24 protein-coding genes are annotated in these 21,457 nt (G+C 72.0%); 8 read left to right on the forward strand and 16 right to left on the reverse strand.

From position 1 onward, the window contains the following. Window positions 1–89: 89 nt before the first annotated feature. Complete coding sequence (locus ACZOOI_RS38260) at window positions 90–1,514, reverse strand: AGE family epimerase/isomerase (RefSeq protein WP_465281419.1); 1,425 nt, start codon at window positions 1,512–1,514, stop codon at window positions 90–92. A gap of 351 nt (window positions 1,515–1,865) precedes the next feature. Here ACZOOI_RS38260 and ACZOOI_RS38265 point away from each other — a divergent pair, with 351 nt between their 5' ends. The 3 genes from ACZOOI_RS38265 (at window position 1,866) to ACZOOI_RS38275 (ending at window position 4,850) form a co-directional block, all read left to right on the forward strand. Continuing rightward, window positions 1,866–2,639 (forward strand): ATP-binding cassette domain-containing protein, encoded by a 774-nt coding sequence (locus ACZOOI_RS38265; RefSeq protein ID WP_465281420.1) that lies wholly within the window; start codon window positions 1,866–1,868, stop codon window positions 2,637–2,639. Next, window positions 2,636–3,772, forward strand: coding sequence for an ABC transporter permease (locus ACZOOI_RS38270; protein ID WP_465281421.1), 1,137 nt, complete (start codon window positions 2,636–2,638; stop codon window positions 3,770–3,772). Before ACZOOI_RS38265 ends, ACZOOI_RS38270 begins: the two co-directional genes overlap by 4 nt. A gap of 112 nt (window positions 3,773–3,884) precedes the next feature. After that, on the forward strand, window positions 3,885–4,850 hold the full coding sequence (locus ACZOOI_RS38275) for an ABC transporter substrate-binding protein (RefSeq protein ID WP_465281422.1): 966 nt from the start codon (window positions 3,885–3,887) through the stop codon (window positions 4,848–4,850). A gap of 112 nt (window positions 4,851–4,962) precedes the next feature. On the opposite strand, the gene ACZOOI_RS38280 is transcribed toward ACZOOI_RS38275, so the two are convergent. The 10 genes from ACZOOI_RS38280 to ACZOOI_RS38325 form a co-directional block, all read right to left on the reverse strand. Then, the gene (locus ACZOOI_RS38280; RefSeq protein WP_465281423.1) at window positions 4,963–5,532 is read right to left on the reverse strand and encodes a septum formation family protein; all 570 of its coding nucleotides are present in this window, start codon (window positions 5,530–5,532) and stop codon (window positions 4,963–4,965) included. A gap of 102 nt (window positions 5,533–5,634) precedes the next feature. Next, window positions 5,635–6,243 carry a S26 family signal peptidase gene (locus tag ACZOOI_RS38285; protein ID WP_465281424.1) on the reverse strand — a complete coding sequence of 203 codons (609 nt, stop codon included), beginning with the start codon at window positions 6,241–6,243 and terminating at the stop codon, window positions 5,635–5,637. A gap of 179 nt (window positions 6,244–6,422) precedes the next feature. After that, a complete protein-coding gene (locus ACZOOI_RS38290; RefSeq protein WP_465281425.1) occupies window positions 6,423–8,240 on the reverse strand; it encodes an ABC transporter ATP-binding protein in 1,818 nt (605 codons plus the stop codon). Next, complete coding sequence (locus ACZOOI_RS38295; RefSeq protein WP_465281426.1) at window positions 8,237–8,779, reverse strand: hypothetical protein; 543 nt, start codon at window positions 8,777–8,779, stop codon at window positions 8,237–8,239. The genes ACZOOI_RS38290 and ACZOOI_RS38295 overlap by 4 nt, the downstream gene beginning before the upstream one ends. Then, window positions 8,779–9,303, reverse strand: a complete 525-nt coding sequence (locus ACZOOI_RS38300) for a MauE/DoxX family redox-associated membrane protein (protein ID WP_465281427.1) — start codon at window positions 9,301–9,303, stop codon at window positions 8,779–8,781. The genes ACZOOI_RS38295 and ACZOOI_RS38300 overlap by 1 nt, the downstream gene beginning before the upstream one ends. Before the next feature lie 342 nt (window positions 9,304–9,645). After that, entirely contained in the window at window positions 9,646–9,804 is a 159-nt protein-coding gene (locus tag ACZOOI_RS38305; protein WP_020554395.1) for a hypothetical protein, read from the reverse strand. Between the two features lie 265 nt (window positions 9,805–10,069). Next, window positions 10,070–10,771 carry a class F sortase gene (locus ACZOOI_RS38310; protein ID WP_465284130.1) on the reverse strand — a complete coding sequence of 234 codons (702 nt, stop codon included), beginning with the start codon at window positions 10,769–10,771 and terminating at the stop codon, window positions 10,070–10,072. A gap of 30 nt (window positions 10,772–10,801) precedes the next feature. Continuing rightward, on the reverse strand, window positions 10,802–11,272 hold the full coding sequence (locus ACZOOI_RS38315; RefSeq protein ID WP_465281428.1) for a hypothetical protein: 471 nt from the start codon (window positions 11,270–11,272) through the stop codon (window positions 10,802–10,804). 160 nt (window positions 11,273–11,432) lie between these two features. Beyond that, window positions 11,433–11,657, reverse strand: coding sequence for a hypothetical protein (locus tag ACZOOI_RS38320; RefSeq protein WP_465281429.1), 225 nt, complete (start codon window positions 11,655–11,657; stop codon window positions 11,433–11,435). A gap of 177 nt (window positions 11,658–11,834) precedes the next feature. Beyond that, window positions 11,835–12,854 (reverse strand): ACP S-malonyltransferase, encoded by a 1,020-nt coding sequence (locus tag ACZOOI_RS38325; RefSeq protein WP_465281430.1) that lies wholly within the window; start codon window positions 12,852–12,854, stop codon window positions 11,835–11,837. Between the two features lie 572 nt (window positions 12,855–13,426). On the opposite strand from ACZOOI_RS38325, the gene ACZOOI_RS38330 reads away from it, so the two are divergent. From ACZOOI_RS38330 to ACZOOI_RS38340, 3 genes are all read left to right on the forward strand, one after another. Continuing rightward, window positions 13,427–13,813, forward strand: coding sequence for a hypothetical protein (locus ACZOOI_RS38330; protein WP_465281431.1), 387 nt, complete (start codon window positions 13,427–13,429; stop codon window positions 13,811–13,813). Window positions 13,814–13,900: 87 nt separating this feature from the next. Continuing rightward, complete coding sequence (locus ACZOOI_RS38335; RefSeq protein WP_465281432.1) at window positions 13,901–14,812, forward strand: Gfo/Idh/MocA family protein; 912 nt, start codon at window positions 13,901–13,903, stop codon at window positions 14,810–14,812. Window positions 14,813–14,900: 88 nt separating this feature from the next. Beyond that, on the forward strand, window positions 14,901–15,410 hold the full coding sequence (locus tag ACZOOI_RS38340; RefSeq protein WP_465281433.1) for a hypothetical protein: 510 nt from the start codon (window positions 14,901–14,903) through the stop codon (window positions 15,408–15,410). Between the two features lie 97 nt (window positions 15,411–15,507). Here the strand turns inward: ACZOOI_RS38340 and ACZOOI_RS38345 are convergent, their stop codons facing one another. The 3 genes from ACZOOI_RS38345 to ACZOOI_RS38355 all read right to left on the reverse strand — a co-directional run bounded on the left by ACZOOI_RS38345 (window position 15,508) and on the right by ACZOOI_RS38355 (window position 17,398). Continuing rightward, a complete protein-coding gene (locus ACZOOI_RS38345) occupies window positions 15,508–15,936 on the reverse strand; it encodes an ankyrin repeat domain-containing protein (RefSeq protein WP_465281434.1) in 429 nt (142 codons plus the stop codon). A 488-nt stretch (window positions 15,937–16,424) separates the two neighbouring features. Next, on the reverse strand, window positions 16,425–16,895 hold the full coding sequence (locus ACZOOI_RS38350; protein ID WP_465281435.1) for a hypothetical protein: 471 nt from the start codon (window positions 16,893–16,895) through the stop codon (window positions 16,425–16,427). Window positions 16,896–16,987: 92 nt separating this feature from the next. Further along, complete coding sequence (locus ACZOOI_RS38355; RefSeq protein WP_465281436.1) at window positions 16,988–17,398, reverse strand: VOC family protein; 411 nt, start codon at window positions 17,396–17,398, stop codon at window positions 16,988–16,990. A 106-nt stretch (window positions 17,399–17,504) separates the two neighbouring features. Between ACZOOI_RS38355 and ACZOOI_RS38360 the strand changes: the two genes are divergently transcribed. Together ACZOOI_RS38360 and ACZOOI_RS38365 are read left to right on the forward strand one after the other, a co-directional pair. Continuing rightward, window positions 17,505–18,395, forward strand: coding sequence for a SecDF P1 head subdomain-containing protein (locus ACZOOI_RS38360; protein WP_465281437.1), 891 nt, complete (start codon window positions 17,505–17,507; stop codon window positions 18,393–18,395). Window positions 18,396–18,917: 522 nt separating this feature from the next. After that, window positions 18,918–19,100 carry a hypothetical protein gene (locus tag ACZOOI_RS38365; RefSeq protein WP_465281438.1) on the forward strand — a complete coding sequence of 61 codons (183 nt, stop codon included), beginning with the start codon at window positions 18,918–18,920 and terminating at the stop codon, window positions 19,098–19,100. Window positions 19,101–19,302: 202 nt separating this feature from the next. On the opposite strand, the gene ACZOOI_RS38370 is transcribed toward ACZOOI_RS38365, so the two are convergent. After that, window positions 19,303–20,040: a dienelactone hydrolase family protein gene (locus ACZOOI_RS38370; protein WP_465281439.1), complete on the reverse strand. Its 738-nt coding sequence runs from the start codon at window positions 20,038–20,040 to the stop codon at window positions 19,303–19,305. Between the two features lie 260 nt (window positions 20,041–20,300). Continuing rightward, window positions 20,301–21,398, reverse strand: coding sequence for a winged helix DNA-binding domain-containing protein (locus tag ACZOOI_RS38375; RefSeq protein ID WP_465281440.1), 1,098 nt, complete (start codon window positions 21,396–21,398; stop codon window positions 20,301–20,303). Window positions 21,399–21,457: the final 59 nt, after the last annotated feature.

Raw genomic sequence — 21,457 nt, forward strand, 5'->3', positions numbered from 1 at the left:
GGCGGATCGGAGCGGGAAGCTGCGGTGCCAAGCGTGCAGCCGGCGGCGGGGCGGGAGGCGGAAGTCGGGTCGGGCGGCGGTCGTTCGGTTCAGCGGGCGGCCCGACGCAATGCCTCGGCGAGGGTCGGGGCGGACCGCAGCCGGGGCAGCAGGGTGGCCTGTACCGCGTGGTACGCGTCGGGTTTCCCCTGCCAGACGGTGGCCGAGGGCCGCGCGTCGGGGTCGAGTTCGTGGTGCCAGCTGCCGTGCCTCCGGTCCAGGAACACGGCGTCGGCATGCTCCCACCACGCTCGGTACCAGTCATCGTAGTCGGCGACCCCGGTGGCCCGATGCAGTGCCGCCGCCGCCGCGATCGCCTCGGCCAGGACCCAGTGCATCCGGGTACGGACCACCGGTCGCCCGGTCCAGTCGAGCGTGTACACGAAGCCCGGCCGGCCGTCCGCGTGGCCGCCCTCGCGGACCGCCGCGGCGAACAGCGCCACCGCGTCGGTGCGCAGCCACTCGGGCGGATCCGGCAACGACGCGGCCAGGGTGAGCAGCAGCCGAGACCACTCGAAGGCATGGCCGACGGTGGCGCCGTACGGGCGGAACGGATCGGCGGGACGGTCGCGGTTGTACTCGCGGCGCGGCGTCCACTCCGGATCGAAGTGCTCGATCAGCCGCCAGTGGTTGGCCCGGGCGTGCTCGTGCACGACCCGTTCGGCGATGCGCAGGGCGCGGGTGCGCCATCGATGCTCGCCGGTGGCGTCGGCGGCGGCCAGGAACGCCTCGACGGCGTGCATGTTGCTGTTGGCGCCCCGGTACGCCTCGCCGGAGGTCCAGGCCCGGTCCCAGGATTCGGCGCAGGCGCCCCGGTCGGCCTCCCAGAACCGGCGTTCGACGACGTCCAGGGCCTCGGCGAGCAGGGCGGGGGCGCCGCGATGGCCGGCGGCACACGCGCTCGCGGCGGCCAGCACGACGAACGCGTGGTCGTACATGCGCTTCCCGTCGAGGCGTTCGGCGTCGAGTACGGGTCGCCCGGACCGGTCCACCACCGGATGCCAGCCGCCGTGTTCGCGGTCCCGCAGCAGATCCGTCAACGCGGTGAGCCCGTGCGCCACGAGCGCCGCCGCCTCGTCCGGGCCGACGTCACCGGCCCGGCCGGGGTCCGCACCGGCAAGGTCGGTGCCGCCGCCGTGCGCACCGCCAAGGTCCGTACCGTCGCCGTCCGCGCCACCGACAGGGCCCGTACCGCCATCCTCCGTACAGCCACCACCCGCTCCCGCGCCGTCCGCAGCGCCCCGGGCCGCCCCGCCGCCGGCCCCCCGCAACTGCGCCAACGCGAACACATGCGTCATCCGGGCCGTCACCCACGTGTGCAGCACCCCGTCCGCGACCGGTCGGCCGGTGTCGTCCAGCCACCCGAACCCGCCCTCGGCCAACCGTGCGCCCCGGGCGAACCGGAGCAACCGGTCGCATTCCGCGTCGAGCCACGCCGCGTGTTCGGGGGAGTCCCCCAGGGGTTCAGCCACCATGTGCCGCACACTCCCTCTGACATCGTTGTCATTCAGACCGTACCGGGCCGCCGATGAGCTGTCGACATCCGGACCGCGAACCTCCTCGCCGGCCGCCGGCGCCAGCCGAGCCCGCCGGGGCAATCACCTCAATCTCCAACAGATCAGCGCGAGTTCCGAGTGCAAGCCGAGATCCGCGAAACCCTTGACACTCGCCCATCGGGCCAGCACTGTACTGACACCGTTGTCAGACGGTCGGCGGCATCGACCCCTCTCGTCCCCGTCCTGACACACGTGCGAACTCGTGGCGCCCCGGCCGTCGGCCGAGACGGCTCGCGGGGAACGACCCGACAACCCGAAGGAGTTGGGCACGTGCAACCCCTGATCGAAGGCCGGGGCCTGGTCAAGCGGTACGGCCAGGTCCAGGCCCTGCGCGGCGCCGACTTCACCGTCTTCCCGGCCGAGGTCGTCGCGCTGATCGGTGACAACGGCGCGGGCAAGAGCACGCTCACCAAGACCCTCGCCGGCACCGAACGGCCGGACGCCGGCGAAATCCTCTTCGAGGGCCGCCAGGTGAGCATGGAACGGCCCACGGACGCCCAGGAGTTGGGCATCGAGACGGTCTACCAGGACCTCGCCCTGGCGCCCGACCTGGACGGCGCGGCCAACCTCTTCCTGGGCCGCGAACTGCTGCGCCGCGGCCTGGCCGGGCGGCTGGGCGTACTGGACAAGGCGACGATGCGCGAGCGTGCGATCGAGGCGTTCGCCCGGCTCGGCGTGGAGTTGCAGGACATCGACGCCCCGATCGGGACGCTCTCCGGCGGTCAGCGGCAGAGCGTGGCCATCGCCCGTGCGGTCGCCTGGGCGGACAAGGTGATCTTCATGGACGAGCCGACCGCCGCGCTCGGCGTGCTCCAGCGCGGCCGGGTGATGGACGTGATCCGCCGGGTCCGGGACAACGGCATCGCGGTCGTCCTGATCAGCCACAACATGCCCGAGGTGTTGTCGGTCGCGGATCGCGTCGAAGTGCTGCGCCTGGGTCGGCGGGTGGCGAGCCTGACCGCCGCGGACACCACCGTGGAGGAACTCGTCGGCGCGATGACCGGCGCCCTGGACGGACTCGACGCGCAAGGAGCACCGGCATGAACCTCGACAAGACGGACACACCGCCGGGGCACCCCGACCCGGATGCGAACCGAGCCGACGAACAACCCGTGGACCGGGGCCGCGCACCATCCCGGGAGCACCCGCAACACCCCGACTCCGACCCCGACTCCCCGGACGCCGGATCGTTCATCCGCCGTGTGCTGTGGCGCCGGCTCGCCCGGAGCAACTCGTGGTGGACCTTCCTGGTCCTGATGGTGCTGGTGACCGCCTTCTCCATCATGCGACCCGAGCAGTTCCCGACCACGTTCAATCTGCGCAACGTGGCCACCGACGCGGCGGTGTTGCTGATCGTCGGCGTCGGCATGACCTTCGTGATCATCATGGCCGGCATCGATCTCTCGGTCGGCTCGGTCCTGGTGTTCGCCGGCGTCGCGGCGGCCAAGACGATGACCGCCGTCGCCGGGCCGGACGCCGGCTGGGGCGCGATCCTGCTCGGCGTGCTCGCCGGTCTCGCCGCGGGCGCCGCGTGGGGCGCGTTCAACGGATTCCTGATCGCCAAGGCGAAGGTGCCCGCACTGATCGTCACGCTCGGCAGCCTGGGCATGGCACTGGGCCTGGCCCAGGTGTTGACGGAGGGTCAGGACGTCCGGGGCGTGCCCACCCGGTTCACCGACACGATCGGCAACGGCCGATTCCTGGGCATCCCCTGGTTGGTGGTGATCGCCCTGGTGGTCACCGCGCTGGGCGCACTCGTGCTGGCCACAACCCGATTCGGCCGGCGCACCTACGCGGTCGGCTCCAACGCCGAGGCGGCCCGCCGGGCCGGCATCGCCGTCGACCGACACATGATCAAGGTGTACGCCCTGTCGGGCACCCTGGCCGGACTCGCCGGCGTGTTGTCCCTCGCCCGCTTCACCACCACCACGATCGGCGGCCACGCCAACGACTCGCTCGGCGCCATCGCGGCCGTCGTCCTCGGCGGCACCAGCCTGTTCGGCGGCGTCGGCACCGTCGTCGGCACGCTGATCGGCGTCTTCATCCCCGCCATCCTGCAGAACGGCTTCGTCATCCTGGGCGTGCAGCCGTTCTGGCAGAGCGTGGCGGTCGGCGCCGTGCTGATCGCCGCCGTGTACGCCGACCAGTTGCGCCGCCGCGGCCTGCAACGCCGTTGACCACCCGGGCCGCGCCCGGAGGCCCCGCCCGACCCGACCCGCCATCCGCCCCGGCCGCCGGTCGCCCCGCGGCCGATCGCTTCGCCCCACCACCGCCAGGAGGCACTGCCCGATGAAGACACCGACGTACGTCGCCGTGACCATCGCCCTGACCGCGGCCGCCACCCTCGCCGGGTGTGGCAGCGACAGCGGCTCCGGGGGCGGACGCAAGATCACCTTCGTGCAGGGCGTCAAGGGCGACGAGTTCTACATCTCGATGGCCTGCGGCGCACAGCAGAAGGCCAAGGAACTCGGCGTCAAGCTCGATGTGACCGGCGCGGACAAGTGGGACGCCTCGCTCCAGACCCCGGTGGTCAACGCCGTCGCCGCCAAGAGCCCGGACGCCGTACTGATCGCACCCACCGACACCCAGGCCCTGCGCCAACCGGAGCAGCAGCTCAAGTCCCGCGGTGCGAAGGTGATCGAGGTGGACACCAAACTCGACGACGGCTCGATCCGCGAGACCGCGATCTCCTCCGACAACGAACGCGGCGGCATGCTCGCCGCACAGACCCTGGCCAACCTGGTCCAGGACCGCGGCACGGTCGCCGCGATCAGCGTCAAACCCGGCATCTCCACCACGGACGCCCGCCTGAAGGGCTTCGAGACCGAGATCAAAAAGCACCCGGGCATCACCTACCTCGGCGTGCAGTACAACGACGACGACCCGGCCAAGGCCGCCTCCATCGTCACCTCGACGATCGCCTCGCACCGCGACCTGGTCGGCGTCTTCGCGGCCAACGTGTTCAGCGGCGAGGGCGCGGCCACCGGCATCGAACAGGCGGGCAAGGCCGGCCAGGTAAAACTGGTCGCCTTCGACGCCACCCCGAAACAGGTCGAGGCCCTGCGCAAGGGCTCCATCCAGGGCCTGATCGCGCAGAAGCCGTTCGACATCGGCTCCCAGGGCGTCGAACAGGCGGTCGCCGCCCTCGACAAGAAGCCGGTCCCCAAGTCCATCTCCACCGACCTGGTGGCCGTGACCAAGGAGAACGTGGACCAGCCCGACGTGAGCAAGTACCTCTACAAGGGCGCCTGTTGACCCCGAGCCTCGCACGCCCGGCGGTCCGACGGCGCGCCCGTCCCCCGACCCGCGACCGGCCCCTCCGGGGCCGGTCGCGAGCGGCGGTCGCCTGCCGTGTGGCCGCCGTCCGCTACTTGACGATCGTGGTCAGCGGCTGCTTGTCCTCGCGCTCGATGATGCACGCGGCCTGGTGGTTGCCGCTGCTCCAGGACTTCATGTCGAGCGGGTACGAGTACGAGAAGGTGAGCTTGGGCGACGCGGGCTGCCGCTCCAGGAGGGGGCCGATGTACTGCTCACACAGATCACCGACCTTGTCCTCGTAGCCCGGCGTGGCCGGCGTGAGCGTCGCCGGCAGGTCGAAGGCCTTGCCGACCTGGCCACTGTGCGGCTTGGTGCAGGAGACGTCGGTGGTCTTGGCGCCGTCCTGGTTGATGCACTGGCCGGTCCTGTACGTGAAGGCGTCGATGATGTCGGCCGTGGACGTGCCGCTCGCGGTGCCGGTGGGCTTCGTGGTGCCGCCCGGCTTGCCGGTCGGGCTCGTGGTGGCCTTCCCCGTGGGTGATGCGGTCGAAGGGACGACGGGGGACTTGCTGCCCTTGTCGTCCTTGTCGTTGCCGAGACAGCCGGAGAGCAGGGCGGTGGCGGCGACGACTCCGGCCACGGCCGGCGCAATCATGCGCAGGCGGTGGGAGGTGGGCATGTGGGACACAACCTTTCGCTTCGGGACGCCCAAGATCCTTGCGCGATCCCTCACCGAAACGTCGAGGGAAACGGTGCTTGATTTTTTGCGACGCCGAGAGAATCAGGTCCCGCGTCGTCCACCGTCCGGTGCACCCGTTTCCGATCCGCCGCAATTCTCGTCTGCCGGCGCCTCCCACACCAGCCCCGCGCGGGAAGTTCGTGGGCCGCCCGGCGGCGCGATTCGTCGCACCGCCACCCCGACCACCTGGTCGCGGTACACGAAGCCGTAGGCGCGCGAATCCCAACTCGACGCCGCGTTGTCGCCCAGCACGACGATGGCGTGCGCGGGCACCGGTTCCCCGGCGGCGTCGCGCAACACCGGGAACCGGTCCACCGGCACCGGATCGCCCGCCACGGCCACCGCCCGCTTGACCATCAACCGGCCCTGCGGCGCCGGGGCCAGATCGGTGCGCTCCGGGACGGCGGCAACCGCGGCCGGAGGCAACTCCCCTAGTCCCGGCGGCAGTCCGGTCTCTACCGGGGGATGGGGGACGCGGACGACCACCACCTGACCGGCGCGCACCCGCCCGGTGCGGCGCACCAGCAAACGATCGCCCGGGAACAGCGTGGGCTCCATGCTCGGGCCCTCGACCGTGGCCACCAGATAGCGTCGCTGCACCCACAGCAGCGCCGCGGCGCCGAGTCCGGTGGTCGCGAACAGGGCGGGCACTAGGCCGTGTCCGGTGGATCTTGGTGGATGAGGTCGCGTCGTCTGGTGCCGTGGCTCGGCGTGCCGGAGAAGCAGCCGCATAGTGGTTCTATTCGGCTGTTTCTCCGGTGCGGCGAGACGCGGTGCCAGGCGGCGCGGCCCCGCCAAGATCCGCCGGACACGGCCTAGCCGTCGGGTCCTCACTTCGCCTCCTGGTAGCCGGCCGCCTGGAGCCGGAACAGGCTCGCGTAGTGGCCCTCGCGGTCGAGCAGCGTCTCGTGCGGGCCCTGTTCGACGATGCGACCGCCGTCCAGGACCACGATCAGGTCCGCGTCGCGCACCGCGCCGAGCCGGTGCGAGATGAGCAAACTGGTGCGTCCCTCGCGGTGTTCGCGCATCCGGGCGTGCACCTCGTGCTCGGCCTGCGGGTCCAGGCCCGAACTGGGCTCGTCCAGGATCATCAGCTCGCGCCCGGCGCGCACGAACGCCCGGGCCAGGGCCAGGCGTTGCCACTGGCCGCCGGAGAGCACCACGCCGGTGTCCGGGTCCTCCTTGTCCGCCTCGCTGAAGAACATCCGGGTCAGCAGCGTGTCGTAGCCGCGCGGCAGGGCGGCGAGCCTGTCGTGGATGCCCGCGCGTTCGGCGGCGGCCTCGATCCGGGCCCGGTCCGCCAGGCTGTCCGGGTCGCCGAGGGCGATGTTCTCCGCGGCGGTCATGTCGTAGTTCATGTGGTCCTGGAACACCGCGCTGATCCGCCCGCGCAGTTCGGCCGGCGGGATGTCGCGCAGGTCCACGCCGTCCCAGGTGATCCGACCCCGGGTCGGGTCGTACATCCGGCACAGCAGCTTGACCAGCGTGCTCTTGCCCGCGCCGTTGAGTCCCACCAGTGCCACCGCCCGGCCGCGCGGGATGCGCAGGTCGACGCCGCCCAGCACCCAGGGGTGGTCGTCGCTGTAGCGGAACCACACGTCGTGGAACTCGATGCCCGCACCGGGCTCCGGCGCGGGGACGGTCGTTGTCGCCGAGACCAGATCGGGTTCGGCGCGGGCGACCGCCACGTAGTGGGTCAGGCCCAGGAGTTGGCCGTGCGCGGAGGCGATCGAGGAGACCAGTCGGTCCAGGGCCGCCTGGATGCCGCCCACCGCGGCCACGAACATGGTCACGTCGCCGACGCTGAGCGTGCCGCGCCGGGCGGCGGCGACGGCCCACCACAGACCCCCGCCGGCGACCGCGGCGCCCACTGCGCCCAGCACCGCCTGGGTGGCGAACTCCCGCAGGTCCATCCGGCGTTCGGCCTCGTTGGCGCGGCGCCGCTCGTGCATCATCCGGGTGCGCAGGAACGGGCCGATGCCGAAGAGGCGGATCTCGGTGGCCGCCTCGACGTCGGTCAGCAGCCGGCCGTAGAAGAACTCCCGGCGGTGCACCTGCTCGAAGTCCCACTGCATCGTGGCGCGCAGCCGGGACAGCCGCAGCTCGGCGACCAGTACCGGGACCGCGGCGAGCAGCACCAGGCCGGTCATCATCGGGCTGAGGATCAGCAGCGAGCCGACGAAGCCGACCAGGGTCAGCGCGCCCTGGAGGGTGCCGCCCGCGCCGTCCACCAGGACGCCGAAGCTCGAGGTGCTGCTTTGTCCCAGGCGCAGTCGGTCCAGGAAGGCCGGGTCCTCGAACCGGCGCAGTCCCACCTGGCGTTCGGCCGCGGCGAACAGGCGGTCGGTGCCCACGACGCCGGTGGCCCGGCCGATCTGGGCGCGCAGGTAGCGGCCGATTCCCGGCAGCATGGTGGCGACCAGTCCGGTGATCGCAAGTGCCACGGCCAGGCCGCCGACGGCGCCGTGTCCGCTCGTGAGGCGGTCGATGACCAGCTTGGTCAGCCACGCGATGGTGATCGGCACGCCCGCCGAACCCAGCGTCACCGCCAGCGATCCGACCGCCTGGGCGGGGGCCGCGTGGAAGGTGAGCGAGACCGCCTCGCGGGCGGCGGCGAACAGGTCGCGGGCCGCGATCCGTGCGCTCACGCGTGCGCTTCGCTGGGCCGGTGGGTGGTGGGCAGATCGGTGGTGGGCAGGTCCGTCATCTTCAGGCCGGCCGCCACCACCCGTCGGTCCTCGCCGAGCAGGTACATCGCCGGAGTCCAGGCATTGCGAAACGCCGCCTGGACCACCCCCTCGTACTCCTCCACGACCACCCGGGCCACCGGCGTCAGCAGTGCGAGCAGTTCGGCGTCGTCGCCGGCGATCACCGCCAGCGTGCGCTCGCGGCCCAGTGCGCGGGCCCGCTCGGCGAAGCGCGGTGCCTGCACGTGGCAGGGCTCGCAGCCGGCGGAGAAGAACCCGACCAGCCCACCCGCGTCGTGGTCGCCCACCTGCTCGCCGGTGGTCGTGGTGGCGGTGAACACGCCGGGGCGCATGCCGGGGCGCAGTTCCATCGGCGGCCCGGCGGAGTGCGGCGTCTGCGGTTGTTGCCCGCGCAGCCTGCGCAGCACGCCGAGCAGGAGCACCAGGTTCAACACGGTCACCAGGCCGATGAGCACGACGGCGACGACAAGTATGGGCATCAGGCATTCCTCGCGAACAGGTCGACGATGTCGTCCAGGGAGATGATCAGGAGCGCGCCGACCAGCCCGACCACGGCCGCGACCGCGCCGCCGGCGAGCGGGGGCAGCAGATCGGCGGAGGGGTCGAGGCCGGTCGCCGACAACCCGGCGATCGAGGCGGCGAGCAGGACGCCGTTGCGCACCAGATGGCGCGGGCCCAGCGGGGCGTCGGAGGCGCCGAAGCAGCGGCAGGGGGAGCGCCGACCGCGGCGCAGCGCCGCCCCGACGGCTGCGGTGAACGCGGCCAGCAGCACGCCGGCGACCACGAAGCCCGCGCCGCGGGTCGGCGGGAGCAGCACGAGTACGGGGACCGAGGTCTCCGCGGCGACCACCGCGCAACCGATCGGCCGGGTCGATCGGGCCCGCATGGGCACCAGGCCCGGGATCGATTCGACGAAGCCGGTGAAATCGCGGAGCTTGGTGACCGCGGAGGCGGTGAATACGAGGCCGATCAGGCCGGCACAGCCCACATATATGTAGCCCACGGCTATCCCCCTTTTTGGGCGCGCGGAAACGGCGGGCGGCGAAAGCTCGCCGCCCGCCGTCGAGTCCGGCAGGATCGCCCGACGCATTCCGAGGCTTTACTCCACGCAAATTCGCCGGATTCATGGCGGCGAGGATACGTGTCGTACCGACATCGGATGCGGGTTGTCGATGCGATCCTCGGCGCGGTCGCCTTGTGAGTGATCCGCGCCGATAACGACGGCGGGATAATGAATCCCGCTGCGGTCAATCCCGCGGTGCGATATTGCGCCGCGGAATATCACCAACGACCGAGACGGGACACGGCGGACGAACCCCGCCCGTCGACGGCTCCCGGGCCGAGGTCAGCAGTTGCCGACGCGCGTGGTGGTGCAGCCCTCGTCCTTGCAGCACTGGTACAGGAAGAGCACGCCCCCACCACAGAAGTAGGTGTTGCTACAGCCTGCCTCGACCGTGGCCTTTTGGGTCAGTCGGTTCAGCAGGCGATCGGCGAGACGCATCATGACGTCTCCTCTCCCGGCCGGGTGGGCCGTTTGGATTGGTAATTGGATTATTGCCAGTCCCCCTTTTTATTCGCAAGACCCAAATCACCAACCATCGGAGATGATCAAGGAATGGGCGACCCGGCCAATTCCCGACGCCCTACGCCCGTGAATCGGCGCGATTCGCCGAATCGACGGATAGGCTCGATATGTCGCTTCCGGCCCGCCCGGGCGCCGACCCGCGTCGACACCCGGGAAATTGCACGCCCGCGCGGATTCGGCGGGCTTACGGGACGAGGTGGGCGAAAACCACGACGTTGCCGGAGTAGTGGCTCTTCTTGCTGTAGGTGCCGCCGCAGGTGAGCAGGCGCAACTCCGGCCGGGTCGCGTCGCCGAATACGCGCGCGGTGGGGAAGTCGTCCCGGGCGAACATTTCGACCCCGTCCACCACGAAGGCCGCGACGCTGCCGTCCTCGCGGTCGATCTCGATCCGGGAGCCGCGCGGCAGCGCGCCCAGCGGATAGAAGACGGCGGGTCCGGCGGCGGTGTCCACGTGGCCGGCGATCGAGGCGGTGCCCTTCTGGCCGGGCGTCACGCCGCCCTGGTACCAACCGGCCAGGTTGCGATCCCCCTGTGCGGGCACGTCGATGCCGCCCGCCTGGTCCAGGCCGACCCGGGCCAGCGGGGCCGAGATGCCCAACTCCGGGATCCGGATCCGGGTCGGGATCGACGCGCGCATCGGCGGTGCCTCGGCCGGCGGGGCAGGCGGGGCGGGCGCCGCGGGATCACCGGGCGCCGGGGCATCCGGGGCCGGGGTCGTGGGCGCGGCGATCGGCACGGCCGCGGCGGCGGGCGGGCGCGGTGGCGGTGCGGAGGTGTCGTACCCGGCGTACAGCAGACCTGTGCCGCCGATCGCGAGCACGCCACTGGCCGCCGCCCAGAGCAGGCGACGGCCGGCGGGTCGGTGCTGCCGATCCGCGGCACCCATGGGTGCCTCGGGTGCGGAACGGGTCATCGGTCAGGCGAGGTTCGAGGCCCGGCGGCGCAGCGCGACGAAGCCGGTGCCGGCCGCGCCCGCGAGCACCAGACCACCCACCACGCGCAGCGCCGGGTCGCCGTAGTCGACCCCGCCGAACCCGGCCGTGGACGCCGTGGTCGGCGCGCTGCCCATCACGTGCAGGCTGCCGATCAGCTCCTGGCCCTCGCCGCAGACCACCTTGACCTCGTAGTCGCCGGTGGCCACGTCCTTGATGGTCGCCTGACCCTTGACCTCGTCGCCGTCACGGGTCAGGGTGGCCGCGGCCGTGAACGCCTCCGAGGAAGCGGTCGCCGTGTTCGCGGTGCAGTGCTTGTCGTCCGACAGCAACACCGTGTCGCCGGGACGGCCGGAGTCGGCCTGCATCGGCGTGGCGGCGAACGCCGCGCCTGCGGAACCGCATACGGTGAGACCCACGATGGTGCCGACGACTGCGAGACGGGCACAGCGCATTTCGTCCTCCAATGGACATGCGGAACCGAACCCGACAGACCGGGCTACAGGGGAAGTTCCGCTACAAGGAACGTAAAAAGCCGCCCGACCCCCCGCCACCGCTGGCCGCCGAACGGTGGATCACGTCGGCCGTCGGAGTGGACCGGGCCCGCCCGGGGGTTTACCGGCACGGGGCGCCACCGTGGAGCGTGGTACCGATCTCCAACGCGGCCCGATCCAACAGCGCGAGCCGGCGATGTGCCTGATCCAGTGTGAGCCGGGTGCGCCGGGACTCGGTGGTCTCCGTCAGGATGCCCACGACGCCGAACACGCCGCCCTCGTCGTCGAGCCGGTGATAGGCCGCGTGCCACCACCGGGCCTGCGGCATGCCGTCCACGGTGCGCACGCCGCTGACGGTCGCCGTCTCCTCCTCGCCGCCGCCACTGCCGCCGGCGCCGCCGGCGTTGGTGCCGCCACTGCCGCCGGCGCGGTCGGTGCCGCACCTGCCACGGTTGCCGTTGGTGCCCTCCGGCGTGACCGCTGCGGGGGTTCGCGCACCGCCGCCGGGTGGATGCGGGCGGGATCAGCCGCTGGGTACGTCCGAGGGTTCGGCCAGGGCGGCCAGGTCCTCGTGCAGCAGGCCGGCCGCCCGCAGCGCACCGGCGACCCGGGCCAGGTCGGAGCCGGCCGCGACGGGCACCACCGTGCGCACCCGGGCGTCGGCGGAGCGCGCGAACGGGCCGAGCACGTCTCGGGCGCCGGCCTCGACGAACACCTCGATGCCGCGCTCGCGCAAGGTGGTCACCGCATTGCGATAGCGCACCGGGTGCCGCAACTGGCCCACCACACCGTCGCGGAGTTCGCGCTCGTCGGCGTAGTCCCGGCCCAACAGCGGCGACAACACCGGATAGCGCGGAGTCCGGAAGTCGATGTCCGTCCCCAGCCGGCGCCACTCGCCGGCGGCCGACTCGCGCAACCGGTTGTGGAACAACGTGCGCACCGTCAACGCCTTGGAGGCCACCGCCTTGCGCTCCGCCAAGGCCGCGAAGGTGGCCAGCGACTCGTCCGGCCCGGAGACCACGGTGTGCTCGGCGGAGTTGTCGCACGCCAGGTCCAGGCCGGGCAATTGCGCCGAGCACAACAGTTCGAGCGTGTGTCCCGGCGCCAGGCGCAGGGTGAGCAGACCACCCGGATCACTGGTATGGATCGTGCACGCCGCCGCCCGGGCCAGGTACAGCCGGGCACCGTCGCCCGCCGTGTACACCCCGGCCGCGGCCAACGCCGCCATCTCGCCCAGACTGTGCCCGAGCAGCACGTCGGGACGAATCCCGAAATCGTCCTCGAGCAGCCGGAACGCGGCCAGCGCACCGGCATAGATGGCCAGGTGCAACGACAATTCGTGCCGGTCCATCAACTCGTGCGCATCCGGTGCCTTGGGATCGACGAGCAGACGCGAGGGCGACAGCGTGACCCGGTCGCCGACCGCGTCGTCGACCTCGGCCAGGGTGTCCCGAACGGCGGGCCGATCCTGGAGCCGGCGCAGTGCGCCCGGCACGTAGGAGCCAACGCCGGGCATGATGATCGCGGTGTGTGGCACGCTCACGGAGACTCTCCCTCGGCTCTCGGTGGTCTCTGCTGCCATGGCCGGGAGGTTCACCGAACCCCGGCCACGGATCGCGGGGACGACTTCGGAGAGCGGCGGTACGGATGCGCCGCGCGATCTCGCGGATCGGCCCCGGTCATGGCGGAAACCCGGGCTCGCGTGAAGGGGGCGCGCGTCCGGGGCGGATCGGGATGGGGGCTGTGCGGAGCGGGCGGGGGCGGGGCGTGCGTGGCGGGTCGGCTCGGGGTGTCCGTCGGATGTTCGACGGGGTCGGAGGCAGGGCCTGATTCCAGGAGAGTCGAGCCGGCGGGGGAGCGCAACCGCGCCCGGCGCCGCGCGCCTGCGGCCGGGGTCGATCCGCCGCCCGGGCCGGCGGGCAACTCACGTGGTGTCGACGGAAGCTGACTCCAAGTCAGTCCGCCCCGCCGACGGGCATTCGGCGGCACTCGAACCGCCATTCGGGGGGTGTTCCGTCCGGGTGGTCCGCAGGCGCGCATCCACCGTCGCCGATTCGGGTGGCCGCCGGCCTCCGCCCGTCGCCTCCGGCCTGGCCGGTCGTTGGTCCGAACGTGATGAACCCCAGCCGCGTAATGGCCGCCGGACTCGCCTCGGCTGCCGCGTTGGTCGCGTTCGTACCCGCGGCGTTCGCCGTGCCCACCGCATCCGCTGCACTCGGCGGACCGGCCGTGCCCGGCGTGCTCGGCGGCCCGGCCGCACCGGCCGCGCCGGCCGCGCCCGCTGCGTTCGCCGCCGAACCCGGTACCGGCATTACGGTCGTGGTGACCGGTGACGATCACTACGTGGCCGCGGACGACGTCGTGGTCCGGCACCGTCCCACCGAGCAGTCCGCCGTGGTCGAGATCGCCGCCCGGCGGCGGTACGGGAGGGAAACGGGGCCGACATCGCGGACCCCGGGCCCGGTCGACCCGCACGAGCGCAACGATCCGGGTCGGCGCTGAAAGGATCCACCCGAACGCGTGTGCATATGCTGACGGGGCCGTGAACCGGACGCGTGGCCCGGCGGCGCCGGCGGGAGGAGTGGCCTGATGAAGGTTGGCGTCATCGGTCTGGGCGACATCGCGGAAAAGGCGTATCTACCGGTCGTCTCGACCCTGCCGGACCTGGATCTGCGCCTGCACACCCGCACGCCGGCGACGCTGCGCCGGGTCGCGGAGACCTACCGGGTGCCGGTCGAGCACCGGCACGCCGACCTGGACGGCCTGCTCGCCGAGGGACTGGACGCCGCCTTCGTGCACGCGGCGACCTCGGTGCACCCCGAGATCGTGACCCGGCTGATCGAGGCGGGCGTGCCCACGTACGTGGACAAGCCGCTGGCGTACAGCCTGGACGAGAGCGCGCGGCTGATCGACCTGTCCCGGGCGCGCGGCGTCGGCCTGATGGTCGGCTTCAACCGGCGGCACGTGCCGGCCTACGTGGAGAGCCGCACATTGCCGCGCGACCTGATCACCATCCGCCGCAATCGTGTCGACACCGCACGCGAGTTGCGTACGGTCGCCTTCGACGACCTGATCCACGTGGTCGACACGCTGCGCTTCCTGGCCCCCGGCGAGATCGAGCACGTCGACGTGCGGGCCCGGGTCGTGGACGGCCTCGCCCAGCACTTCGTGCTGCACCTGTCCGGCGCGGGCTTCAGCGCGATCGGCACGCTCAACCTGCGCAGCGGATCGAACGAGGAGATCCTGGAGGTTTCCGGCCGCGACGCCACGCGCGAGGTGTACAACCTGGCCGACGTGGTCGACTACCAGGACGGTCGCCCGACCACCCACCGGCGCGGCGACTGGACCCCGATCGCACGCCAACGCGGGATCGAGCAGGTCGTGCTGACCTTCCTGGACGGGGTCCGCACGGGAGTCCTTCCCGACCTGGACGACGCGTTGCGTACGCACGAGTTGTGCGAACTGGTGGTCACCGAGGTGGAGAAGCAGCAACTCGGCTGAGCGAAGGGGGCCGGGAGGGCGGGATTCGATCGGGTCGGGACCTGCGGTTCCGTAGCCTGCCGGTGGGATGTGTCGGGCGAGGAGGGGCATGGACCTGCGGACGGAGTTGTCGCCGCCGGTTGTCGATCCGGAGCGACTGGCCGAGGTGGCCGCCGAGATAGAGCGGATCGGTGAGCTGATTCGGGGCGGCGGCGGAGCGGGCGCGGCGGAGGCGGCGATGGCCGCCTTCCGAGCGACGACGGGGCACGACTACTCGATCGGGGACTTCGTCGAGTACCACGGGTCCCGCACGCTTGCGGAGTTCGCTCTGGAGGCGGCCCGACCGGCCCGGCCCGGGGTTGCCGACATCACCCGGGCCGAACTGGTGGAGATCGTCCGGCGGATCCTGGCCGGCGATGCCGAACTCGACTGGTATCTCCTGGTGTTGACGGCGAACGTAGCGCACCCGGCGGTGAGCGACCTGATCTTCGGCCGGCCTGCGGAGGTGGAGGATCCGCCCGGGACCGCCGACGGTTCGCCCGATTCCACCGACGATCCGCTCGGGGCGGCCGAAGAGATCGTCGACGCGGCGTTGGCCCATCGCGCGATTGCGTTGTGAAGCGAGGAAAGCTCTCCGACGTGAATGGAGGAAAGCCCTCCGACGGCTGCCGCCGGCCGGGACGTTCGCCGGCAGGCCGGTCTCGGGAGGGAATTGCTCAGTCGGTGCGGGGCGGGTCTGCGCCTGCGGCCAGGAGGGCGGCCACGGTCTCCGGGTAGGGGCCTCTGGCGGCCCACTCGACCGGGGAGTGGCCCGTGCCGTGGTCCTCGCGGAGATTGGGATCGGCCCCGTGGGCGAGCAGCGCGCGGACGGTGTCGATGTGGCCCCAGGAGGCGGCCGCGCACAGGGGGGTGCCCTCGGACCCGGTACCGCTTTCGGTGTCGGGCGCCGCGCCCGCCTTCAGGAGAAGCAGGACCACGTCGGTGGCCCCGTGTACGGAGGCCGCGTACAGCGGCGTGGTTCCGTATTGGTCGGCGGCTCCCGGATCGGCGCCGGCCCGGAGCGCGGCGCTCGCCTCCGTCAGCCGGCCCAGACCGGCCGCTCCCACCAGCAATTTCGACAGCCGCTTGCGCTCGCGATGGTTCACGCGGCCGAGGGTAGTGGGCCGGGGGCGAGCTTGCCTGCGAATATCGGCGCGGTTGGCGGTTGGCGGTTGGCGGTTGGCCGTTGGTGGTTGGTGGCCAGTGGCGGGCGGTCAGTGGTGAGCGGGGGTGGAGCGCGGGGAGAGGGCTCGGCCGAGGGTGACGCGTGGGGCGAGAGGCGGGGAGAAGGCGAGGGGTGGGGCGACGGTGCGGGCGCGGCTGGGGGGGCTGCGCGGTGGGCCGACGGAGCAGCCACCCGGCCGGGGGCGGACGTCGGCCGAGGGCGGCGGCGTACGGGGGTGCTTTCGGGGCGTGGCTCGGAGCCGTGGGGTGCGGGGGCGGCGAGGCTCGGGGTACCGGGTCGCCGGGAGCGTGTCCGACCGGGCGGGTCGTGGCCGATCCGTGCGCCGCGTGCGGTAGTCGGTGGGACGCGTCCCGTTCGTGGGCCGTGGCCGGTCCGTGGGTCGCGTCCCGTTCGTGGAGTGCTCGACGCTCAGTGGGTCGCGTCCGGTGCGCCCCCGTACGGGCGTCGGCGGGTGGCGCGGGCGGCGGTGATTTCGGCGGAGACGTCGACCCAGGTGTTGCCGTACTCGCGCTCGAGCCGGTCCCGATCGTCCTGGGAGAGGTGCTCGAGCGCGGGCAGCAGGTCGCGTTGCTCGTGGACCAGGAGGCCGTCCATCGCGGACGCGGCGTCCTGTGCCTCGTCGTGGAATCCGGGGCCGTCCGGGCCGAGCCGCTCGGCCGCATCCAGGAAGCCCTCGATCCGGCGGCCCTGCGCGATGGCGTCGTCGACGTACCCGGTGCGGTGCCCGTCGGCGTCCCGGACCGCCGGATACAGCACGCGTTCCTTGGTCGCGATGGTCGCCCGGATCGCGTCGTCGGCTTCGTCGAAGAGGGCGATGGTGCTTTGCGGGGTGGCCCGCCACCGGCGGATCAGCTCACGAAGGTTGCGGTTGTCCAGCACGGTTGTCTCCTTGCGCGTCGACTCGGCTCATGCGGCCGTCGGCGCGGACCGGCGGCGACCACACCCCGTGCCACTGCCCTTTTCGGGCCGGATCATCCCTTGGCCACCACGCAGAAGGGGTGCCCGTCCGGGTCGGCCAGGACCACGAAGTCGGGGTCTTCCGGGTAGTCCCACGGCAGTTTGCGGGCGCCCAGGCCGACCAGGCGCCGTACCTCGCCGGCCTGGTCGTCGGCGTACAGGTCCAGGTGCACCCGGACCGGTTCGGTGCGCTCTCGGACCTCGCCCAGTTGGAGGCTGAGTCGTTCCGCGCCGGGGGTCGGGCCGGGGTCGGCGTCACCGTTCGGGGCTTGGTCGGGGCGCGCGCCCGGGTCGATCAGGACCACGAAATCGGTGTCCGGGCCGACCGCGTCGCGGGTGCGCAGGCCGAGCGCGGTGGTCCAGAACGCGACGGCGCGCGGAAGGTCGGCGGTGGTGAGCACTGTGGGTCCGATACGAAGGGTCATGGGGGACATGTGCCCGTTCGGCGGGAATCGAGGCCCGCCCCGGCAGCGGAACGTGAAGGTGTCGGGCGGCTGCGGAGTCGACCGACGAGCCGGCATTGTGGGGCGGGTGACTCTGCCCTCGCGCAACCGACTCGCCCGGTCCCTCGTCGCCTCGGCCGCGGTCACCGCCGTGTTGCTGGGTGCGGCGGGCTGCTCATCGGACGATCCGGTCGGGTTCAAGGACGGCGACCGCTCCGATTCCGTCGAAGGCACACCCGGCCGGAACACCGCCGAGGCCACGTTGACGCCGGAAGCCCCGCTGGGCGCACCACAGTTGACCGCCGCGGGGGAGACCATTCGCAAGCGCGCGACCTCGGCCGGCCTGCCGGTGAAGGACGTGACGGTCCGGAACGGCGCGCTCGTGGTGCGCATTTCGTCGACCAGGTTCGGCGCGGATACGAAGCAACGCCTCGCGGCCATCGTCGGAGTCGGGCAGCTGACCGTGCGTCCGGTGGCCAGGGTGACACCACTCCCACCCGCGAACGCAGGCCCCGGGGGCGCCACCACCTCCACGAGCGGGCCCGAATGCGGAAACGCGGAGGCGCGACAGACGACCCCGCCCGGCGCGGAAGTCGTGGCGTGTGACGACAAGTTGACGGAGAGGTTCGTACTCGCCCCCGCCGTGATCACCCGAACCGACGTCGCCGGGGCCGAGGCCAGGGCGCCGGAAGCGGGCAACTCGGGCTGGACCATAACCGTCAAGTGGACGAACAGCGGTCAGGACGCCTTCACCCGACTCACCTCCGAGGCCGCCGGAGGTCGGCTGCCCACCAACCGCATCGCGATCGTCTGCGACGGCAGGGTGCTGGTCGCACCGAGCGTGCAGTCCGCGATTCCGGGCGAGGCGGTGATCTCCGGCACGTACAACGAGGCCGACGCACGGCAACTCGCCGGGACCCTCGACGGCGGAGTGCTGCCCGCCGGGTTCAAGGTCGAGTCTTACGTGGAGGGGCAGTAGGGGGCCGAGGTCGGCTTCGGGGGCTATGCGGCGGGAGCGGCGTCGGGGTCGAGGCCGGGGCCGGTGGCGACAGGCCGAGGAGGGTCTCGGCGGTGCCGGCGAGGATCGTGGCCTTGTCGGCGGCGGACAGGTCGGCCTCGCGCAGATCGGCGAGCACGCGGCTGTGGGTGTAGCCGAGTGGATGGGAGTACAGGTCGCTGCCGAAGACCACACGATGTGCCCGAACGCGCGGACGAAGCGCACGATCGGCTCGACCGGGTAGGCCAGGCTCGTGTCGAAGACCGGATTCGGCGCGAGTTCGGCGACGGTGAATGCGTGGCTGCCCTGCTCGAACGAGGAGAAGCAGTCGAGTACGACGATCGGCAGGTCGGGTAGCGCCCGGGCCAGTCGGTGAACCCGCCACAACGCCTCGTCGGCGACCTCGGCGACGGCGTGTACGAAGGGGACCAGACCGAGTTCACCCGCGCGTTCGAGGACGGCTAGGACCAACGGGCTGTCGGTGGCCACACCCTGGAAGCGGGCATGCACACTGACGCCGAGCAGACCCAACTCGTCCTGTATTCGGCTCAGTTCTCCCAGACCGGCGGGCCCGTACAGGGGTTCGACGATGCCCAGCGCGGCCGGGAAACGGTCCGGACGCGCGTCGCGATAGGCGGCGATCGCGTCGTTGACGCGGCGGGTATCGGCCACGCCTTCGGGCCGTAGGTAGCCGTGTCCCGGGATGACGACGGCCGCGTCGACCCCGATCGCGGCGGTACGGCCGATGGCCGGTGCCGCGCGATCGGGGCCGTCGTGCATCTGTCGGCCACCGCCATCGAGGAGGGCCGCGGCCCCTCCTCGATGAGCGGCACCCCGGCCGACACCGCCTACCGTCTGCTGCCGGCCTGACGGCCGGGGTGGTCGGCGGCTAGCTCAGATGCCGGGTGAAGAACCGGGCCGCGGCGTCCCCCGCGAACTGCGGGACGCCGGTGTGCCCGCCCATGTTGGCGTGCAGGGTCTTCTCCTTGGAGCCGAAGGCGTCGAACAGGTCCAGGGCAGCCTGCCGGTCGTTCCCCTCGTCGTCCCACTGCAGCAGGACGTGCAGCGGGATGGTGACCTGCCGGGCCTCCTCGAACAGGGCGCGAGGCACGAAACTTCCGGCGAACAGAACGGCGGCCGAGATGCGCGGCTCGACCACCGCCAGCCGGATCCCGATGGAGATCACTCCCCCCGAGTAGCCGACCGGACCGCCGATCTCGGGCAGCAAGAGCAGGGCGTCCAGGGCGGCCTGCCACTCCGGGACCGCCTTTTCGACCAGGGGGAGGACGAGCCGGTCCACGATCTCCTCGCCGACCGGCTCGCCGGCCTCCAGCGCCCGGCGCAGGTCGGCGCGGGCCTGCTCGGCGGCGGCGGAACGGGGCCGGTCACCGCTGCCGGGGAGTTCGATGGTGGCCGCCGCGAAGCCGTCCGCCGCGGACTGCCGGGCCCGGCCCACCAGTCGGGGGTACATCTGGCGTAGTCCGCCGGGGTGGCCGACCAGGATCAGTGGCGCCGGTGCGGATGCGGATACGGATGCGGGCGTCCACAGGATGCCGGGGACCTCGCCCAGGGTGAATTCGCGTTCCAGGACGCCGTCGTCGAGGCGCTGCTCGGAAGTGAATTGCATGATCGTGCCTTTCGGGAGTGCTCTTGAACGGCGCTCCCGGACGACCTATCGCCCGACCGTGACCCCGGAGGGGAGCACCCATGTCGATACTGCGTTCACGGGTACCACCTCCTCGTTGTCTCGCACGGCCTCCGGAAAAGTAGCAGTGGCCCCGCGGTCCGCCAACGGTTTTCGCACAGGCTCCCTGGCCGGGCTCCTCCGAGTGTGGTTCCGTCCGCTTCCGGCGCCCGGCCACCGCCCGACACCCCGCCCCGTCGTTCTCAGGTGAGGGCGACCGAATACTCGGCCGCATCGGGGGAGACGAAGGTGAGCAGTCGCCGGGCTTCGTCCATCAGCGCCTCCGTGGCCGTCCGCGACAGTGGCCGGAAGGGGGAGATGAGCAGGGCGGAGCCTTTCACCGACCATGTGCCGTGGACGAAGCCGTCGACGAGGAAGGTGGGATGCACCATGGCCCGACCCGGCATCACCAGCTTGCGGTCCGCCTCACTGATCACTCGGGTGCGATCCGTGTGCCCGAGGAGGAGATTGTCGAAGGCGGGCAGAAAGCGCACCGGGACGGGCATGTCCGGGTCGGCGAGCGGCGCGTCCGGCAGATCGAAGAGTTCGGTGCCGCGCTCGTCGTGGAACACGCGCAACTGTGAATGCAGGCCGTCGAGAGTCTTGCGCAGGCGGGTCAACCCCGACCACGCCTGGATGTCCATGACGCCGGCCGGGCCGAACGCCGCCAGGTAGCGGCGGATCATCGTCTCGACTCGCGGCGCCGCCATCGATCGGCCGCTCCGGTGCTCCGCGAGGGTGATGGCGATGGCGGGTCGGTTGCCCCAGGCGCCCCAGGCGCCGGTGGCCGGGGCGTGCACCATCGGTACCAGCAGCTCCACCGCCCCCGCGAGCACGCGGCCGTCGCGGCCCGGGAAGCGCTCGGCGAGCGACAGGGCGAGTTCTTGCCGAGGCAGGGTTCGGCCGGCCATCAGCTCTCGACCGGCGTCGGTGAGTTCGGCAAGCTCCAACCCGGCGGTCTGCACGGCGAAGTACCGTGCCCGGGCGGTGCGATCCAGGACGGGCTGGACGACGGGTCGCAGCCAGTGGAAGTCGTTGCCGCCGGTCAGATGTTGGGTACCGCGCAGGGTCGCGGAGCGCACCACGCGCCCGTCGCGGAGCAGGACCGTCAGGTCGTCGTGGCGGAAGTCGGCCAGCCGGGTCCACAGCCCCACATAAGGCCAGTTGGGCTCCTGCCCCTGCAACGCGACCAGATGCTCGACGACATCGAGTGCCGGGCGGGACGTACGGGCGGCCAGGAACTGTCGCTGGAGCAGCGTGCGGTTCAGGGTGCGGGTGGAGAGCACGCAGGCGTCGCTCATGTGGTGCGGTCCTCCTCGGATGGTGCGGACGTCGACCGGGGGCGCCTCCCCGATCCGAG

It is taken from the genome of Embleya sp. L77 (genome assembly GCF_055557415.1).

What these genes read in the sequence shown, in the direction of transcription:
- ACZOOI_RS38260 (WP_465281419.1), bottom strand. Translation starts at nt 1,514, where the DNA reads ATGGTGGCTGAACCCCTGGGGGACTCCCCCGAACACGCGGCGTGGCTC.
- ACZOOI_RS38270 (WP_465281421.1), top strand. Translation starts at nt 2,636, where the DNA reads ATGAACCTCGACAAGACGGACACACCGCCGGGGCACCCCGACCCGGAT.
- ACZOOI_RS38275 (WP_465281422.1), top strand. Translation starts at nt 3,885, where the DNA reads ATGAAGACACCGACGTACGTCGCCGTGACCATCGCCCTGACCGCGGCC.
- ACZOOI_RS38280 (WP_465281423.1), bottom strand. Translation starts at nt 5,532, where the DNA reads ATGCCCACCTCCCACCGCCTGCGCATGATTGCGCCGGCCGTGGCCGGA.
- ACZOOI_RS38295 (WP_465281426.1), bottom strand. Translation starts at nt 8,779, where the DNA reads ATGCCCATACTTGTCGTCGCCGTCGTGCTCATCGGCCTGGTGACCGTG.
- ACZOOI_RS38305 (WP_020554395.1), bottom strand. Translation starts at nt 9,804, where the DNA reads ATGATGCGTCTCGCCGATCGCCTGCTGAACCGACTGACCCAAAAGGCC.
- ACZOOI_RS38310 (WP_465284130.1), bottom strand. Translation starts at nt 10,771, where the DNA reads ATGGGTGCCGCGGATCGGCAGCACCGACCCGCCGGCCGTCGCCTGCTC.
- ACZOOI_RS38315 (WP_465281428.1), bottom strand. Translation starts at nt 11,272, where the DNA reads ATGCGCTGTGCCCGTCTCGCAGTCGTCGGCACCATCGTGGGTCTCACC.
- ACZOOI_RS38330 (WP_465281431.1), top strand. Translation starts at nt 13,427, where the DNA reads ATGAACCCCAGCCGCGTAATGGCCGCCGGACTCGCCTCGGCTGCCGCG.
- ACZOOI_RS38335 (WP_465281432.1), top strand. Translation starts at nt 13,901, where the DNA reads ATGAAGGTTGGCGTCATCGGTCTGGGCGACATCGCGGAAAAGGCGTAT.
- ACZOOI_RS38340 (WP_465281433.1), top strand. Translation starts at nt 14,901, where the DNA reads ATGGACCTGCGGACGGAGTTGTCGCCGCCGGTTGTCGATCCGGAGCGA.
- ACZOOI_RS38355 (WP_465281436.1), bottom strand. Translation starts at nt 17,398, where the DNA reads ATGACCCTTCGTATCGGACCCACAGTGCTCACCACCGCCGACCTTCCG.
- ACZOOI_RS38365 (WP_465281438.1), top strand. Translation starts at nt 18,918, where the DNA reads ATGCACACTGACGCCGAGCAGACCCAACTCGTCCTGTATTCGGCTCAG.
- ACZOOI_RS38370 (WP_465281439.1), bottom strand. Translation starts at nt 20,040, where the DNA reads ATGCAATTCACTTCCGAGCAGCGCCTCGACGACGGCGTCCTGGAACGC.
- ACZOOI_RS38375 (WP_465281440.1), bottom strand. Translation starts at nt 21,398, where the DNA reads ATGAGCGACGCCTGCGTGCTCTCCACCCGCACCCTGAACCGCACGCTG.